At 70.9% G+C, this 16864-nt stretch carries 15 protein-coding genes; 11 read left to right on the forward strand and 4 right to left on the reverse strand.

What is annotated here, in order from left to right; genetic code table 11:
- Positions 1-14: 14 nt before the first annotated feature.
- Positions 15-2054 carry a fructose-specific PTS transporter subunit EIIC gene (locus tag T9R20_RS08195; RefSeq protein ID WP_322412023.1) on the forward strand — a complete coding sequence of 680 codons (2040 nt, stop codon included), beginning with the start codon at positions 15-17 and terminating at the stop codon, positions 2052-2054.
- Between the two features lie 81 nt (positions 2055-2135).
- On the opposite strand, the gene T9R20_RS08200 is transcribed toward T9R20_RS08195, so the two are convergent.
- Positions 2136-3269, reverse strand: coding sequence for a DUF4349 domain-containing protein (locus T9R20_RS08200; RefSeq protein WP_322412024.1), 1134 nt, complete (start codon positions 3267-3269; stop codon positions 2136-2138).
- Positions 3266-3817 carry an RNA polymerase sigma factor gene (locus tag T9R20_RS08205; protein ID WP_322412025.1) on the reverse strand — a complete coding sequence of 184 codons (552 nt, stop codon included), beginning with the start codon at positions 3815-3817 and terminating at the stop codon, positions 3266-3268. Before T9R20_RS08205 ends, T9R20_RS08200 begins: the two co-directional genes overlap by 4 nt.
- Before the next feature lie 140 nt (positions 3818-3957).
- Here T9R20_RS08205 and T9R20_RS08210 point away from each other — a divergent pair, with 140 nt between their 5' ends.
- The 7 genes from T9R20_RS08210 (at position 3958) to T9R20_RS08240 (ending at position 11738) form a co-directional block, all read left to right on the forward strand.
- Positions 3958-5094 (forward strand): TerC family protein, encoded by a 1137-nt coding sequence (locus tag T9R20_RS08210; protein ID WP_322412026.1) that lies wholly within the window; start codon positions 3958-3960, stop codon positions 5092-5094.
- 142 nt (positions 5095-5236) lie between these two features.
- The gene (leuC, locus tag T9R20_RS08215; protein ID WP_322412027.1) at positions 5237-6763 is read left to right on the forward strand and encodes a 3-isopropylmalate dehydratase large subunit; all 1527 of its coding nucleotides are present in this window, start codon (positions 5237-5239) and stop codon (positions 6761-6763) included.
- A 1-nt stretch (position 6764) separates the two neighbouring features.
- Positions 6765-7385 carry a 3-isopropylmalate dehydratase small subunit gene (leuD, locus tag T9R20_RS08220; protein WP_322412028.1) on the forward strand — a complete coding sequence of 207 codons (621 nt, stop codon included), beginning with the start codon at positions 6765-6767 and terminating at the stop codon, positions 7383-7385.
- Positions 7386-7457: 72 nt separating this feature from the next.
- Entirely contained in the window at positions 7458-8840 is a 1383-nt protein-coding gene (murA, locus tag T9R20_RS08225) for a UDP-N-acetylglucosamine 1-carboxyvinyltransferase (protein ID WP_322412029.1), read from the forward strand.
- A gap of 4 nt (positions 8841-8844) precedes the next feature.
- Positions 8845-9621, forward strand: coding sequence for a lysophospholipid acyltransferase family protein (locus tag T9R20_RS08230; RefSeq protein WP_322412030.1), 777 nt, complete (start codon positions 8845-8847; stop codon positions 9619-9621).
- Entirely contained in the window at positions 9611-10750 is a 1140-nt protein-coding gene (locus T9R20_RS08235; RefSeq protein ID WP_322412031.1) for an NAD(P)H-dependent glycerol-3-phosphate dehydrogenase, read from the forward strand. Before T9R20_RS08230 ends, T9R20_RS08235 begins: the two co-directional genes overlap by 11 nt.
- Positions 10650-11738, forward strand: coding sequence for a D-alanine--D-alanine ligase family protein (locus T9R20_RS08240; protein WP_322412032.1), 1089 nt, complete (start codon positions 10650-10652; stop codon positions 11736-11738). The genes T9R20_RS08235 and T9R20_RS08240 overlap by 101 nt, the downstream gene beginning before the upstream one ends.
- Positions 11739-11783: 45 nt before the next feature.
- On the opposite strand, the gene T9R20_RS08245 is transcribed toward T9R20_RS08240, so the two are convergent.
- On the reverse strand, positions 11784-12239 hold the full coding sequence (locus T9R20_RS08245; RefSeq protein WP_322412033.1) for a DUF3515 family protein: 456 nt from the start codon (positions 12237-12239) through the stop codon (positions 11784-11786).
- A gap of 63 nt (positions 12240-12302) precedes the next feature.
- Between T9R20_RS08245 and thiL the strand changes: the two genes are divergently transcribed.
- The gene (thiL, locus tag T9R20_RS08250; RefSeq protein WP_322412034.1) at positions 12303-13283 is read left to right on the forward strand and encodes a thiamine-phosphate kinase; all 981 of its coding nucleotides are present in this window, start codon (positions 12303-12305) and stop codon (positions 13281-13283) included.
- On the opposite strand, the gene T9R20_RS08255 is transcribed toward thiL, so the two are convergent.
- Entirely contained in the window at positions 13253-13858 is a 606-nt protein-coding gene (locus T9R20_RS08255) for an RsmD family RNA methyltransferase (RefSeq protein WP_322412035.1), read from the reverse strand. The two genes, thiL and T9R20_RS08255, sit on opposite strands and share 31 nt — an antisense overlap.
- Before the next feature lie 124 nt (positions 13859-13982).
- Between T9R20_RS08255 and T9R20_RS08260 the strand changes: the two genes are divergently transcribed.
- On the forward strand, positions 13983-14576 hold the full coding sequence (locus tag T9R20_RS08260; protein ID WP_322412036.1) for a hypothetical protein: 594 nt from the start codon (positions 13983-13985) through the stop codon (positions 14574-14576).
- Between the two features lie 52 nt (positions 14577-14628).
- Positions 14629-16833 (forward strand): ATP-dependent DNA helicase RecG, encoded by a 2205-nt coding sequence (locus tag T9R20_RS08265; RefSeq protein WP_322412037.1) that lies wholly within the window; start codon positions 14629-14631, stop codon positions 16831-16833.
- Positions 16834-16864 lie beyond the last annotated feature (31 nt).

Raw genomic sequence — 16864 nt, forward strand, 5'->3', positions numbered from 1 at the left:
AGGAGGTCTCGAAGATGTCTTCATCGACGTCGCACACCATCATCCCCGGCCTTGTGAGCCTGGACGTCGGACTCGGTGCCGACAAGGCCGCCGTCATCCGCGCCCTCGCAGAGCGCGTCGTCGCGCAGGGACGCGCCACCGACGCGGACGCGCTGTTCTCCGACGCCTGGGCGAGAGAGCAGAAGGACGAGACCGGCCTTCCCGGCGGGATCGCGATTCCGCATGCCAAGAGCCTGGCGGTGACGACGCCCTCGCTGGCGTTCGCCCGGCTGAGGCCCGGGGTGGACTTCGGCGCCGACGACGGACCGGCCGATCTGGTGTTCCTCATCGCCGCCCCGGCCGACGCCGCGGAGGACCACCTGGCCGTGCTCTCGAAGCTCGCGCGCAGCCTCATGGACGATGACTTCACCGCGGGTCTCCGCTCGGCAGGCACCGACGACGACGTCGTCGCGATCGTCCGTCAGGCGATCGGCGAGTCCCCCGCCGCACGAAACGGAGCCGCCCCGGCCGCCGCCGCTCCGGCGCCGACCGCAGCGACCGGAGACCGTCCGAGGATCGTCGCCGTCACCGCGTGCGCCACCGGCATCGCGCACACCTTCATGGCCGCCGACGCGCTGACCGCAGCGGGCCGGGAAGCGGGCGTCGACCTCGTCGTCGAGCCGCAGGGATCCAGCGGATACCAGGCGCTCCCTCCCGAGGTCATCCGCGACGCCGACGCGGTCATCTTCGCCGTCGACGTCGACGTGCGCGAACCGCAGCGCTTCGCCGGCAAGCCGGTGGTGCGCACGAGCGTCAAGCGGGGCATCGAGCAGCCCGGCAGGCTCATCGCAGAGGCGGTCGCCGCGTCATCCGATCCTCGCGCGGAGCGCGTGGCGGGGTCTGCCGACGCCGCCGCATCGGCGGCGAGCGGTGCACAGGAGTCGGTCGGCGCCCGGATCAAGCGCTGGCTCCTCACCGGCGTGAGCTACATGATCCCCTTCGTCGCCGGCGGCGGTCTGCTCATCGCGCTCGGATTCCTCCTCGGCGGGTATCAGGTGACCGACGATGCGGCCAATGTCATCGTGGAGAACTCCCTGTGGGACCTGCCGGCCGGGGGCCTCGGGCAGTACCTCGGCTCGGTCGCGTTCATGATCGGTGCGACCTCGATGGGCTTCCTCGTTCCCGTCCTGGCGGGCTTCATCGCCTTCGCCATCGCAGACCGACCGGGTATCGCGCCGGGATTCGTCGCCGGCGCGGTCGCCGTGCTGATGAGCGCCGGATTCATCGGCGGTCTCATCGGCGGTCTGCTGGCGGGCTTCATCGCGCTGTGGCTCGGCCGCCTGCCGGCCCCGCGATGGCTGCGCGGCCTCATGCCGGTGGTGATCATCCCGCTCGTCGGCTCCATCGTCGCGTCGGGCCTGATGATCCTCTTCCTCGGCCGCCCCATCGCGCAGCTCATGACGTGGCTGACCGAATGGCTCAACAGCCTCAACGGAGCGTCTGCGGTGATCCTCGGGGTGATCCTCGGCCTGATGATGTGCTTCGACCTGGGTGGTCCCGTCAACAAGGTCGCGTACACCTTCGCCACGACCGGCCTCGCGGCAGCGACGGCGTCGCAGCCGTTCTCGTCGCCGTACCTCATCATGGCCGCGGTCATGGCGGCGGGCATGGTGCCGCCGCTGGCGATGGCACTCGCCTCCACCGTGCTGGCACGGAACCTCTTCACCCCCGTCGAGCGCGAGAACGGCAAGGCGGCGTGGCTGCTGGGTGCGGCCTTCATCTCCGAGGGCGCCATCCCGTTCGCCGCGGCGGACCTCTTCCGTGTCATCCCCGCCTCGATGATCGGCGGCGCCGTGACCGGGGGCCTGAGCATGGCGATCGGGGTGTCGTCCCTCGCCCCGCACGGCGGCATCTTCGTGTTCTTCGCCATCCAGCCCATCTGGGGCTTCCTCGTATCGATCCTCGCCGGAGTGCTGGTGTCCGCGTTCGCGGTGATCGCACTGAAGAAGTGGGTGCATAAGCGCGAGGCTCCTGTCGCCGCCCCGGTCGACACGGCGGTTCCGGTCGCGGTCTGACCGGCTCGCACGCCGCCGCCCGGCGGCTATGAAGAGGCCCTGGTGACCCCCATCACCAGGGCCTCTTCACGCACACCGCCGTCAGGCGCCGCGCGTGTCGTCCTCCGCCGGACCCGTCGCGGTCGCGGCCTCGCGGCGCGCCCGCCGGGCGCGGCGGACCCGGACGGCAGCCCAGACGAGCAGCGCGGCCACGCCGAGGACGGCGAGCCAGGGGAGGAGGAAGCCGACGGCGATCACCAGGCCGTTGAGCGTGGCGATGAGTCCGTTCCACCCCGCCGCGACGCCGTCGCCGAAGCCGGCGGGGTCGGCCTCGACCCGCTCCACCCGGGGTGCGAGCGAGACCGACACCGTGGACAGCTCCACCTGGCCCTCGAGCGACTCCAGCTGCTGCTGGTACGACTCCAGAGTCGCCTGACGCTCAGCCAGAGCGCTCTCGGCGGCGATCAGGTCGCCGAGGTCGCCGGCCTCGGCCAGGAGCTCCTCCAGTCGATCGACCGAGGCCTGCGTGGCCTCGACGCGCGCGCGCAGATCGACGGTCTGGTCGGTGACATCCTGCCGATCGATCGATGACTGCGTGACCTCGCCGATCGCCGACAGGCCCGACACGAAGCCGGAGAGCTCTGCTGCGGGGATGCGGACCGTCACCCAGCCGGTCTCGCCCCCGGCGTAGGGCGCCGGATAGCTGACGTCCGGGCCGCCGATCCCCGGGTCGATGGGGATCGGAACGCCGCTTCGACCTACCGACTGCGACTGGACGAAGCCACCGATCCGATCCGCGGCGTCGGCGACCTCGGCGGCCGCAGTGGGAACGTCCTCGACGACGAGGTTCGCCGAGGCGCTGGTGATGATCTCCCGTTCGACGGAGGTGTCGGCGGCGGACGCCCCCGCGCCGGCCTCATCGGTGGGGACCCCGTCGATCGCGCCGCCCTCGATCGGCGCCTCCTGGCCCTGGGGGAGCGTTGCCTCGTCCGCACCGGAGGGTGCGACCGCGAACTGTTCGGACCCTGCGCCCGAGACGAGCCCTCCGACCGCCGGGGCGATGGCGGCGGCGACGATGATCACCGCGGCAGCAGCGCCGGCGGTGGCCCACCCCGTGCGTCGCCGCCGGCGACGGGCGGATCGCTCGGCGTCGATATCGGCGAAGAGTCCGCGCTCGATGCGGGCGATCCGTTCCTCGTCGAGGTCGGGGAGGGGCGGGCGCGAGACGGTGTTCATGTGCTCTCCTTCAGGGCGGTCCGCACGCGGGTGCGGATGCGGGAGAGACGATTGCGGACGACCCCGTGTCCGACACCGAGTTCGTCGGCGGCAGCCTGATAGCCGTACCCCTCCGCCGCGCACAGCCGGAAGATCTCCCGGTCGAGCTCGCTCAGGGCGCCGACCTCGGCGAGGATGCGCTCGACCAGATCGGCCTCGACCACCTGACGCTCCACGTCGACGGTGGCGGGGAGCGTCTCATCGAGGTCGCCGTGGACCTCGTGCAGGCGATCGCGGCGCTGCCGCCGCATGCGGTTCGCCGCCTGGAGGCGGCACACCGTCACCAGCCAGGGCAGCAGCGATTCGCCCGCCAGCTCCAGGGACGGCAGTTTCCGCCACGCCACGAGGAAGGTCTCCTGCGTGACGTCCTCGGCATCCGAGGCGTCTCGGAGCAGCCCGTGCGCGACCCAGTACACCGGCCGGACATAGGCGCGATACAGCGACCGGAAGGCGATCTCGCTCCCGCCCGCCGCCCGCGCGACGAGCGCCGCGTCCGTCTGCTCGCTCACCGTTCCCCATTCCGCCGCACCGCGGCATCCGCATTGTCTCTCACTCCAGGAGTGTCGCGACGGCACGGATCGTCTCACCCGCGATTTCATTACTTGCCCGGGCTCGGGATGGCGCGGCGGGACGGGTATCGTGGGGGCCCATGACCTATGAGATCCCGACGTGGTTCGCGATCACCGCGCTGGTCGTGCTGTCGCTGATCCTCCTCGCGGATCTGCTCATCATCCTCAAGCGCCCCCACATCCCCTCGATGAGGGAGGCGACCCTCTGGGTGGTGTTCTACGTCGCCCTCGCGCTGGCATTCGCCGTGGTGCTGCTGCTGGTCACCGGCTCGGGCGACGCGATGGGCGAGTTCGTCGCCGGCTGGCTGACGGAGTACAGCCTCTCGGTCGACAACCTCTTCGTCTTCGTCCTGCTGATGAGCCAGTTCTCGGTGCCGCGCCGGTACCAGCAGGAAGTGCTCATGGTGGGCATCATCATCGCGCTGATCCTCCGGGCGATCTTCATCATGCTCGGCGCCGTGCTCATCGAGAACCTCAGCTGGATCTTCTACGTCTTCGGTCTCTTCCTCGTCTACACGGCGTGGCGCCAGGCGTTCCCCGGCAAGCACGACGACGACGCGCAGGCCGAGACCGGCATCGTGCGGTTCCTGCGCCGCTTCATCGACATCAGCGACAGCTACGACGGGTCGAAGCTGCGCACCGTCGTGAACGGCAAGAAGATCTTCACCCCGATGATCCTCGTCTTCGTGGCAATCGGCTTCACCGACCTGGTGTTCGCGATCGACTCGATCCCCGCGATCTTCGGCATCACGCAGAGCCCCTTCATCGTCTTCACCGCGAACCTGTTCGCCCTGATGGGTCTGCGACAGCTCTACTTCCTGCTCGGCGGGCTCCTGGACCGTCTGAAGTACCTGCACTACGGCATCGCCTTCATCCTGGCGTTCATCGGCGTGAAGCTCTTCCTCCACGCCCTCCACGAGAACGAACTGCCCTTCATCAACGGCGGAGAGCACGTCGAGTGGGCACCGGACATCTCCACGTGGGTCTCGCTCGCCGTCATCGTCGCCGCGATGTCGGTGGCCACCGTGGCGAGCCTGATCGCCGCGCGTCGCGAGGGCGACCCGATCACGACCACGGATGCTGCGGATCGGCCGGACGGCGACCTCCCCGACGGTTCGGGGCGCACGCCGGCCGAGGCGGCGGCGAAGAGCGTGGCCGAGGAGAAGGGCTCCCGCACCGGCGCCGACGACGCGCCGGCGGGGGACGGGGCGCGGTAGTCGCGTGCGCGGTACCCGGTGGTACTCTGAGCCGGTGCGGATCGCTCGCCTTCTCCTTAGCGGCCGCGGCGAGACCTCGTAACCAGGCCTCTCTCGTCGCGGAGTTCGTCGCGGGCTTGACCCCTTTCCCGAGGAGAACGCAATGAGCACGTCCGACCCGACCATCACCACCGAGACCCAGACGCCCGACGCCGGCGCCGTCTCGATCCCCGATCGACCCCGCACCCTCGCCGAGAAGGTGTGGGAGGACCACGTGGTGGTCAAGGGTGAGAACGGTGAGCCCGACCTCATCTACATCGACCTGCACCTGGTGCACGAGGTCACGAGCCCCCAGGCGTTCGACGGCCTGCGTGCGGAGGGCCGCCCGGTCCGCCGGCTGGACCTGACGATCGCCACCGAGGATCACAACACCCCGACGCTCGACATCGACAAGCCGATCGCCGATCTCACCAGCCGCACGCAGATCGACACCCTGCGTCGCAACGCCGAGGAGTTCGGCGTGCGCCTGCACTCGCTCGGCGACAAGGAGCAGGGGATCGTCCACGTGGTGGGCCCGCAGCTGGGCCTGACCATGCCCGGCATCACGGTGGTCTGCGGGGATTCGCACACCTCCACCCACGGCGCCTTCGGGGCGATGGCCTTCGGGATCGGCACGAGCGAGGTCGAGCACGTCCTGGCGACGCAGACCCTGCCCCTCAAGCCCTTCAAGACCATGGCGATCACCGTGGAGGGCACGCTGCGCCCCGGGGTGACCGCGAAGGACATCATCCTCGCCGTCATCGCGAAGATCGGCACGAACGGCGGTCAGGGCTACGTCCTGGAGTACCGCGGGTCGGCGATCCGCTCGCTGTCGATGGAGGGGCGGATGACGATCTGCAACATGTCCATCGAGGCCGGTGCCCGCGCGGGCATGGTCGCTCCCGATGAGACGACCTTCGCCTACGTCAAGGACAAGCCCCACGCGCCGCAGGGCCGGGACTGGGAGGACGCGGTCGCCTACTGGCGGACGCTGCCGAGCGACGAGGGCGCCGTCTACGACGCCGAGGTGTTCCTCGACGCCGACGAGCTCGAGCCGTTCGTGACCTGGGGCACCAACCCCGGACAGGGTGTCTCGCTGTCGGACGTCGTTCCCTCGCCGACCGATTTCGCCGACCCCAACGACCGCGCCGCCGCCGAACGCGCGCTGGAGTACATGGCGCTCGAGCCCGGCACCCCGATGAAGGACGTCCGGGTCGACGCGGTGTTCATGGGGTCGTGCACGAACAGCAGGATCGAAGACCTCCGCGCGTTCGCCTCGATCGTCGAGGGCCGCACGAAGGCCGAGGGGGTGCGGGTCATGGTGGTGCCGGGCTCGGCCCGCGTGCGCCTCGAGGCCGAGGCCGAGGGACTGGACAAGATCTTCACCGACTTCGGGGCCGAGTGGCGCTTCGCCGGGTGCTCGATGTGCCTGGGGATGAACCCCGACCAGCTGGCTCCCGGCGAGCGCTGCGCATCGACGTCGAACCGGAACTTCGAGGGCCGACAGGGCAAGGGCGGACGCACCCACCTCGTCTCGCCGCTCGTGGCCGCCGCCACCGCGGTGCGCGGGACGCTCTCGAGTCCCCGCGATCTCGAGGACGGACCGTCGGGCGCGCCGAGCGTCGACACCCTGACCGGGGCGGAGGCCTGACATGGAGAAGTTCGCCACCCACACCGGCATCGTCGCGCCGCTGAAGCGCTCCGCGGTCGACACCGATCAGATCATCCCCGCGGTCTACCTCAAGCGCGTCACTAAGACCGGCTTCGAGGACGCCCTCTTCGCCAACTGGCGTCAAGATCCCGACTTCGTGCTGAACCAGGCGGTCTTCCAGGGCGCGTCGATCCTCGTCGCCGGGCCCGACTTCGGCACCGGCTCGAGCCGCGAGCACGCCGTGTGGGCGCTGCGCGACTTCGGGTTCTCGGTGATCCTCAGCCCCAAGTTCGCCGACATCTTCCGCGGGAACGCCGGCAAGCAGGGGCTGCTCACGGCGGCGATCTCCGAGGACGACCTGCACCGGATCTGGGATGCCGTGGACGCGAAGCCGGGGGTGACGATGACCGTCGACCTCGTCGAGCGCGTCGCGACCCTCGGCGACGGCGCGGACCGCGGCGCCGCGCCCCTCCAGGTGCCTTTCGAGATCGACGATTACACTAGGTGGCGGCTTCTCGAGGGGCTCGATGACATCGGGCTCACGCTGCGCAGCGCAGACCGGATCGCGCAGTTCGAGGCCCGCCGGGAGGCGTGGCGCCCGCGGACACTCCCCGTCCGGTAAGCCGGGATGACGGCCCACGAGGCCGATCACCCCTCGCCACCCCCTCGATGACACCGAAGTGAGGACCACCGGATGAAGACCCTTCTCAGTGATGCGGCATCCCCCACGGGGGAGCACGAGATCGCCGCGACCGAAGCCACCGGAGAGATCCTCAGCATCCGCGGCGGGCGACCGCTGCGCGGACGGGTCGACGTGAAGGGCGCGAAGAACCTCGCCACCAAGGCGATGGTCGCGGCCCTGCTCGGCGAGAGCGCGAGCATCCTGCGCGACGTCCCCGACATCAGCGACGTCAAGGTCGTCCGATCCCTCCTCGAGGCGCACGGCGTGCGCGTGGACGACGGCGACGAGCCGGGCACGCTGCACCTCGACCCGCGCGACGCGGTGTCCGCGCACATGGAGGAGATCGACGCGCACGCCGGCGCCTCTCGCATCCCGATCCTCTTCTGCGGCCCGCTCCTGCACCTGCTCGGGCAGGCCTTCATCCCCGACCTCGGCGGCTGCCGCATCGGAGACCGGCCGATCAACTTCCACCTCGATGCGCTCCGCAATTTCGGTGCGGTCGTGGAGAAGCTCCCGAGCGGCATCCGGCTGTCGGCACCCGACGGACTGCACGGCGCGAACATCGAGCTTCCCTATCCGAGCGTCGGCGCGACGGAGCAGGTGCTGCTCACCGCCGTTCGCGCCCGCGGCGTGACGGAGCTGCGCAACGCCGCGATCGAACCCGAGATCATGGATCTCATCGCGGTCCTGCAGAAGATGGGCGCCATCATCTCCTACGAGCCCAATCGCGTCATCCTCATCGAGGGGGTTCCGAGCCTCAGCGGCTACGACCACCGGTGCATCTTCGACCGCAACGAGGCCGCATCCTGGGCCTGCGCGGCACTGGCCACCGACGGCGACATCTTCGTCTCGGGCGCACGCCAGCAGGAGATGCTCACCTTCCTCAACGTCTTCCGCAAGGCCGGCGGATCCTTCGACATCGGCGAGGACGGCATCCGGTTCCGCCGCGGCGACGCCCTTCGGCCGGTCATGGTCGAGACGGACGTCCACCCCGGCTTCATGACCGACTGGCAGCAGCCCCTCATCGTCGCGCTCACGCAGGCCCAGGGCCGGTCCGTCGTGCACGAGACGGTGTACGAGAACCGCCTGGGATTCACCGCGGCGCTGAACAAGATGGGCGCGGACATCCAGGTCCACGCTCAGGGGCTCGACATGCCGGGCCGCCGGGTTCCGCGTCGCGCGCTCGAGCAGGCCGCCGTCATCAACGGCCCGACGCCTCTGCACGGCGCCGACGTCGTGGTGCCCGACCTCCGCGGTGGGTACAGCTACGTCATCGCCGCCCTGGCGGCGGAGGGCGAGTCCACGGTCCGCAACGTCGGGATCATCCGGCGCGGGTACGAGAAGTTCTTCGCCAAGCTGGACGCCGTCGGCGCCGACTTCCGCGTCGTCGGGTGACCCGGTGACCACTCCGACCCCGAAGGCCCCGGGATCCGGCGCCGAGGAGAAGCGACGTCCGAGCGTCTTCTGGCCGCTCGCCGCGATCATCGTTCCCGCGATGGGACTTCTCGCCCGTGTCGAGGTCGAGGGCGGCGAGAACCTGCCGCGCGACGGCGCGTACGTCGTCGCCCCCAATCACTGCAGCGAGATCGATCCGCTCATCGTCGCCGTCGCCGTCTGGCGCGAGGGACGCGCGCCGCGCTTCATGGCGAAGGAGAGCCTGTTCCGGGTTCCGGTTCTGGGAGCCGTGCTCCGGGCCACCGGGATGGTCCCCGTGGCGCGCACGTCATCGGTCGGGGGATCGCGGCAGACCATCGAGAGCTCCCGCACCCTCGTGCAGCACGGCCGAGGCGTCATCGTGTATCCCGAAGGCTCTCTCACCCGCGACCCCGACATGTGGCCGATGCGGGGGAAGACCGGCGCCGTCCGGCTGGCGCTGGCCGGTGGCATCCCTCTCATCCCCGTCGCCCACTGGGGCGCGCAGGAGATCCTGCCGAGGTACGGAAGGCTGCGCCTGTGGCCGCCGCGCCGGCGGGTCCGGGTCGTCTTCGGCGAGCCGATGGACCTCTCCGCCTACACGGCCACGCAGACGCAGCCGGCGACGCTCGTTGCGGCGACCGATGTGCTGATGGGGCGCATCGCCGACCTCCTCTCCGGTCTGCGGGGCCTCCCGGCTCCCGCCGAGAGGTGGAATCCGTCCGCGCACGGGCAGAAGGAGACGGGGCGTCTTGAGCCGTAGGCACGACGCCGATCGTCCGCGGGTCGCGGTCGTGGGAGCCGGGAGCTGGGGCACCACGTTCGGGAAGATCCTCGCCGACGGCGGTGCGAGCGTCATGATGTGGGCCCGGCGACCGGAACTCGCGCACGAGATCAACGAGGCCAAGCGCAACAGTCAGTACCTCCCCGGTATCAACCTGCCGCGCTCGATGATGGCGACCCCTCATCTGTCCGAGGCGCTCGAGGGAGCCGAGCAGGTCTTCCTGTCGGTGCCGAGCCAGGCGCTGCGCGAGAACCTCAAGGCGGTGCGGCCGCTGATCTCGTCGAGTGACGCGCCCGTGGTCTCGCTGATGAAGGGCGTCGAGCGGCGCACCGGGCTCCGGATGAGCCAGGTGATCCAGCAGGAGCTGCACTGCGACCCGGCGCGGATCGCCGTGGCATCCGGGCCGAATCTGGCCCTCGAGATCGCCCGCGAACAGCCGACGGCCGCCGTGATCTCCTCGCTCAGCCAGGAGACGGCGGACGCCGTCGCGCGGCGCGCGCGGAACGGGTACTTCCGCTCCTTCGTGAACACGGACGTCATCGGAACCGAGTTCGGCGGCGTCTTGAAGAACCTGATCGCGGTGGCGATCGGGATCGTCGACGGTGTCGGATACGGCGAGAACACCAAGGCGTCCATCATCACGCGCGGCCTCGTGGAGATGACCGACTTCGCCGTGGCGCAGGGCGCGCACCCCGAGACGCTCCAGGGCCTCGCCGGCCTCGGCGACCTCATCGCGACCTGCCAGTCGCCGCTCAGCCGCAACAACACCGCAGGGCGCCTGCTCGGTCAGGGATACAGCTTCCAGGATGTGGTCAAGCAGATGGAGCAGACCGCGGAGGGTCTGGCGTCGGTCGCACCGATCCTCCAGCTCGCCCGCGGAGCCGACGTCGACATGCCGATCGTGGAACAGGTCAAGCGCGTGCTCGACGGCACGATGGACCCGCGCGAGATCGCTCCGCATCTGACGACCGACGACGATGACGAACCCCAAGGGGAGAGGACCGGTAATGGACAAGCCCGCGGTGGTGGTGCTGTTTGGCGGTCGATCCAGCGAGCACTCGATCAGCTCCGCCACGGCGGGGGGAGTGCTGCGGGCGATCGACCGTGACCGCTATCGGGTGATCCCGGTGGGGATCACCCGGGCAGGCGCCTTCGTGCTCGAAGTCGACGACCCCGATCGGTTCGCCCTGGACGCCGAGCGTCTGCCCGAGGTCGTCGACAACGGCACGCGGATCCTGTGGCCCGAGGCGGGCGGGGAACGACGGCTCCGCGTGCGACGCGCCGACGACACCGTCGACGATCTCGGCGACGTCGACGTGGTGCTGCCGATCCTCCACGGCGTGCACGGCGAGGACGGCACGGTGCAGGGTTTCCTCGACACCCTCGACCTGCCCTACGCCGGCGGTGGCGTGCTCGATTCGGCGCTCTGCATGGACAAGCACTTCATGAAGATCGTGCTGCAGGCGGCGGGGATCCCGGTCGCGCCGTGGACGACCGTGACCCCGACCCGGTGGGAGCGCGAAGAGCAGGCGGTGCGCCGGGAGGCGGCCGAACTCGGCTACCCGGTGTTCGTCAAGCCCGCGCGGGCGGGTTCGAGCGTCGGAGTGTCAAAGGTGGCGGGAGACGCCGAGCTGGCGTCCGCGCTGCAGAAGGCCTTCGCCGAGGACGACAAGGTGCTCATCGAAGCGGCCATCGTGGGGCGCGAGATCGAGGTGGCGATTCTCGAGGGGCGCCACGGTGGGGCGCCGCGGGCGTCGCTGCCCGGCGAGATCGTCCTGACCACACGCGAGTTCTACGACTTCGAGGGGAAGTACCTCGGCGGCGACGGGGCGGAGGTCGTGTGCCCGGCGGCGCTGGCGGATGCGGAGGTCCGCGCCGTGCAGGAGCTCGGCGTGCGCGCCTTCGACGCAGTCGCCGGACGGGGGCTGGCGCGGGTGGACTTCTTCCTCGCCGCCGACGGCCTTTACGTGAACGAGCTCAACACCATGCCGGGGTTCACGCCGATCTCGATGTTCCCGAAATGCTGGATCGCCTCGGGGATGACCTATCCCGAGCTGATCGGCGAGCTCGTCGACACGGCGCGCGAGCGGCGCTGAGACGCCACGTCCGTCCGTGCGCGACGTGATCGGCGGGGAGTCACGTCAGTCCAGCAGGGTCTCGGTCGAGGTGCACTCGGATTCGCGGGGGAGCAGCGACACGATCGGCCCGAGGGTGGACAGCACCTCGTTGGGGGAGACCACGCTGTTGTCGGCGTAGACCTCCACTGCCGGCGTCCGCCCGTAGCTGCGGATGAGGTAGCGGGGGGGATCGCTCTCGTCGAGGATCCAATCCACTCCGCCGAGCGTGATGCAGCGCGCCTCGGTCGGGCCCGGGGGCTCGACGCCGCAGGTGAGGATGACCGAGGTCGGCGTGCCCCACGCGCCGGTCGCCTGTGCGTCGGTCCACCGCCGTTCCTGGCCGTCGACCTCGGCGGGGAGGCGGACCGTGACCTCGGCGCAGAGCGGGTCGTCGGCGTCGTCCGCGGCGGGAACCGACACCGTCCCCGCGCACGACGACAGCGTCAGTGCCGCGCCGACGGCAAGCGCGACGAACGGCATACGATGACGGGACAGGCGCACACGACCAGGCTAACCCCGGCTGCCGGTGGGTACGGTGAGAGGGTGAGCGCACCGGACCCCGTCGTCGGCGACCTGTCCGAGGGCGAGATCCTCGCTCGCATCCTCGGCCGTCTCGCTCCCTCGCACGCGCTCCTCGGCCCCGGGGACGACGCCGCCGTGCTCGCCGCGCCGGGAGGCCGCATCGTCGCCAGTGTCGACACGCTCGTCCACGGCCCCGACTTCCGCCTGGCGTGGTCGTCGGCGGCGGATCTGGGATGGAAGGCCGCCGCGGTCAACCTCGCCGACATCGCCGCGATGGGTGCGCGCCCCACGGCTCTGCTCGTGGCCCTCGCCATGCCCGATGACACGCCGGTCGCGTTCGTCGAGGGGCTCGCCGACGGTCTGCGCGCGGGCTGCGACGCGCTCGCACCCGGCGCCGCGGTCGAGGGGGGCGACCTCACCGTGTCGGACACCCTGACGATCGCCGTGACGGCACTCGGCGTGCTGGAGGGGAGCGCGGCGGTCACACGCAGCGGTGCCCGTCCTGGAGACGTGGTGGCGGTGTGCGGAGAACTGGGGCAGGCCGCGCGGGGTCTGGCGATCCTCTTCGACCGGTTCCGCGTCGACGGACGCCCCGTCCCGGTCACCGCGCTGACCGACGCGGATGCCGCGCTCGTGAGCGCGCAGCTGCGACCGCATCCCCCGATCGCCGCCGGCGTCGTGGCGGCCGCGCACGGCGCCACGGCGATGATGGATGTCTCGGACGGCCTGAGCCTAGACGCCTCCCGCCTCGCCCGCGCCTCCGGCGTGACCGTCGCCCTTCGGTCCGATGCGCTGGGGGCGGATCCCGACGCGGCGCTGACGGGCGGGGAGGACCATGCGCTGCTGGCGACCTTCCCCGCGGCGGCGGGGCCGGCCCCCGGTTTCCGCGTGATCGGAACCGTCGTCGCCCGCGGGGACCACTCGCTCCTCGTCGACGGCGGGCCGTTCGACGGACGGGGCGGCTGGGACCCCTATCGGGACTGGGACGCGGTCTCGGGCTGAGAGGCGTCCCGGGAGGCCCACCACAGCGTCGTGTCGCCGTATCGGCGGTCGCGTCGGGCCGTCAGACCCGCGGGCCACGCGGGTGCCGTCGATCGTGCGCCGCGTTCGACGATCACCGTGGCCTCGGGCGACAGGGCGGGCACGAGGAGCTGTAGGTTCGTCCTCAGCTCGGCGTCGGAGAGGTCGTAGGGCGGGTCGAGGAAGACGAGGTCGAAGACGCCGACGGGTGCCGAACGGAGATAGGCGTCGACCCCGACACGGTGTACCGCGATGCGCGCCGGATCATCGGAGCCGCGGAGCGCAGCGTGGATCCGGGCGGCGTTGCGTCGAATGACCGTCACCGCTCGCGGAGCCTTCTCGACGAGGTCGACCGTCATCGCGCCCCGACTGGCGGCTTCGAGACCGAGCGCACCGGATCCGGCGTACAGATCCAGCACCCGGGCGCCGCGGATCAGGTCCGACGCGTCCAGCGCCCCGAAGAGCGATTCCCGGACGCGGTCGCTCGTCGGCCGGGTGCCGGCATCGGGGACGTCGAGGGTGAGGGATCCTGCCCGTCCGGAGATGATGCGGGTCACCCGCACCACGATACCGATGACGACACGACCCTCCGCCTGCGCGGTCCGGGTCGACGCTGTCCCTAGGATGACGCGTGCGGAGCGAGATCTCGTCCGCACCCCTCTTCGTCTCCAGGAGCCGTCGATGTCTCAGCGCCCCCGTTCCCTCACCGTCATCGCCGGGGCTGCTCTGGCTCTCGCCCTCCTCGCGGGCTGCGCGCCCGAGCCCGCGCCGTCGCCGACGTCGACGGCGACGCAGAGCGAGTCGCCCAGCGAATCGCCCAGCGAATCCGCGAGCGCGTCGCCGAGTGCATCTGCGACGTCCACGGCGTCGATCCCCACCGAGTGCGACGAGCTGGGAAGCGAGGCGTCACGCCAGGAGATGGTCGGCGACATGACCCTGCAGAGCGACGGTCAGGGCTTCGTGCGTCCCGCCCCGGACGGTGCGACGCTCGTGCTCGGCTGCGACTGGATCGTCGGCGACGCCACGGGCCTGCTCGTCCTGATCAGCACGGCGACCCCCGAGGCGGTCACGGCCGCGATCGCGACGCTTCCGGAGGAGGGATACACCTGCCAGGTCTCCGACGACTTCGGCGCCCAGTTCTGCGAGCTGCCCGGCGCTGGCCCCGACACCGAGGAGATCGTCGTCGCCCGCGACGACGTCTGGATCTACTACGCGCCGGTGAACCGCAACGGGCGCGCCTTCCTCTCCGACATCGCGTCGCAGATCTTCGGCTGAGCCGATCGTCCGAGGGGAGGTCGCTGTCGGCGACCCTCCCTACACTCGAGGTATGTCGTCCGTCACCCTCGATTCGCGGCTGGACGCGACCGTGGGCGGGAAGACGGCGAAACTGTTCGATCGCGCCTTCGGCATGCGCACGGTCGAACACCTCCTCTCGCACTATCCGCGGCGCTACGCCCGGCGGGGGGAGCTGACGCCCATCGCGTCGCTGCCCCTCGGTGAGCCGGTGACGATCGTCGCGGAAGTGCAGAGCGTCGCCGATCGCCCGATGCGCAATCGGCGCGGATCCCTCGTCGAGGCGCGCATCAGCGACGGCAACGGCACGCTGACGCTGACGTTCTTCAACCAGAAGTGGCGACTGGGTGACCTCACGCCGGGCCGCCGCGGCATCTTCGCCGGGAAGGTCAGCGAGTATCGCGGTCATTTCCAGCTCGCCCATCCCGTGTACGAGCTCTTCGACGACGAGGCGACGGCGCGGATGACCGCGGAGGCGACCGCCAACCTGCCGATCCCGATCTACCCGGCCACCGCGACCGTGCCGAGCTTCCTCGTCGCCAAGACGGTCGGCGTCGTTCTGGACGTGCTGGGGCCGGTCGAGGACCCCCTGCCCGAGGCGCTGCGGCAGGCGCACCGGCTCTTGGACGCGCGAGCCGCGCTCGAGCGCATCCACCGACCCGACTTCCTCGAGCAGGTCGACGCCGCGCGCGAGACCCTCCGGATGCAGGAGGCGTTCGTCCTCCAGGCGGCGCTGTTCCAGCAGCGGCAGTTCGTCCGGGCGATGTCGGCGACGCCACGACCGCCGGGTGACCTGCTGGAGCGCTTCGACGCCGCGCTCCCGTTCGCCTTGACCGCCGACCAAGACTCGGCGGGGGAGCAGATCGGCCGCGACCTCGAGGGCGGGTGGCCGATGAACCGTCTGGTGCAGGGGGAGGTGGGTTCCGGAAAGACCCTCGTCGCGCTGCGCGCAATGCTGCAGGTGGCGCAGTCCGGCGGCCAGTCGGCGCTCATCGCGCCCACCGAGGTGCTGGCCGCGCAGCACGTCCGATCGATCGCGCGCATGCTCGGACCCGTCCTCGCCCCCGAGCTCATGCCGACGCTTCTGACCGGTCAGCTGCCCGCCGCGATCCGCCGCAAGGCCGCGCTGCGCGCCGCCTCCGGTCAGGCCCGCATCATCGTCGGCACCCACGCCCTGCTCAGCGAGACGACGACGTTCGCCGACCTGGGATTGGTCGTCATCGACGAGCAGCACCGCTTCGGCGTCGAGCAGCGCGAGGCCCTCCGCGCCAAAGGCACGGCGCCGCACGTGCTCGTCCTCACCGCCACACCGATCCCGCGCACCGTGGCCATGACGGTGTTCGGCGACCTCGACGTCTCCACGATCCGGTCGATGCCGGCCGGGCGTGCGGGCATCACCACACACGTCGCCCCCCTCGCCGAGCGCCCGGCGTGGTTCGGGCGGGTGTGGGAGCGCGTCGCCGAAGAGGTCGCGCAGGGGAGGCAGGCGTTCGTCGTCACGGCGGCGATCGACGCGGACGCCGACATCATCGACGACGAGGCACCGGTCGCAGACGGGGGCGACGACGCCCCCGCAGAAGGCGAGAACGCGGCACCCCGCGCGGTCGTAAGAGGTTCGGGGCGCACCCACTGGGGCGTCGTGCAGGTCGTGGAGCTCCTCGCCCGACACCCCGCCTACGCGGACATCCGGGTCGCGATGGTGCACGGCAAGCTGCCCTCGGACCAGAAGGACGAGATCATGCAGTCGTTCGCCCGCGGTGAGATCGACGTGCTCGTGGCCACGACGGTCGTGGAGGTCGGCGTCGACGTCGCGAACGCCTCGACGATGGTGATCCTCGAGGCCGACCGGTTCGGGGTGTCGCAGCTGCATCAGCTGCGAGGTCGGGTCGGGCGCGGCGGTGTGCCCGGTCTGTGTCTGCTCGTGACCGAGGCCGAGCACGGCTCGCTCGCCCGCCAGCGCGTCGAGGCCGTCGCCGCCACCCTCGACGGCTTCGAACTCGCCGAGGTCGATCTCGAGCTGCGGGGAGAGGGCGATGTGCTCGGCGACCTGCAATCCGGGGCGCGGTCGTCGCTGCGCCTCCTGCGGGTGGCCCGGGACGCCGACCTGATCTCCGCCGCGCGCCGCGCCGCCGAGACGGTGATCTCGGACGACCCCGCCCTGCTGCGGCATCCGGCTCTGGCTCAGGCGATCGAGCGGCGCATCGGTAACGTCGAACGCGCCGCGTTGGCACGCACCTGAGGCGACGTCCCGGCTCGCGCACGCCAGGGAG

The organism is Microbacterium invictum, from assembly GCF_034421375.1.
Classification (GTDB): Bacteria; Actinomycetota; Actinomycetes; order Actinomycetales; family Microbacteriaceae; genus Microbacterium; species Microbacterium invictum_A.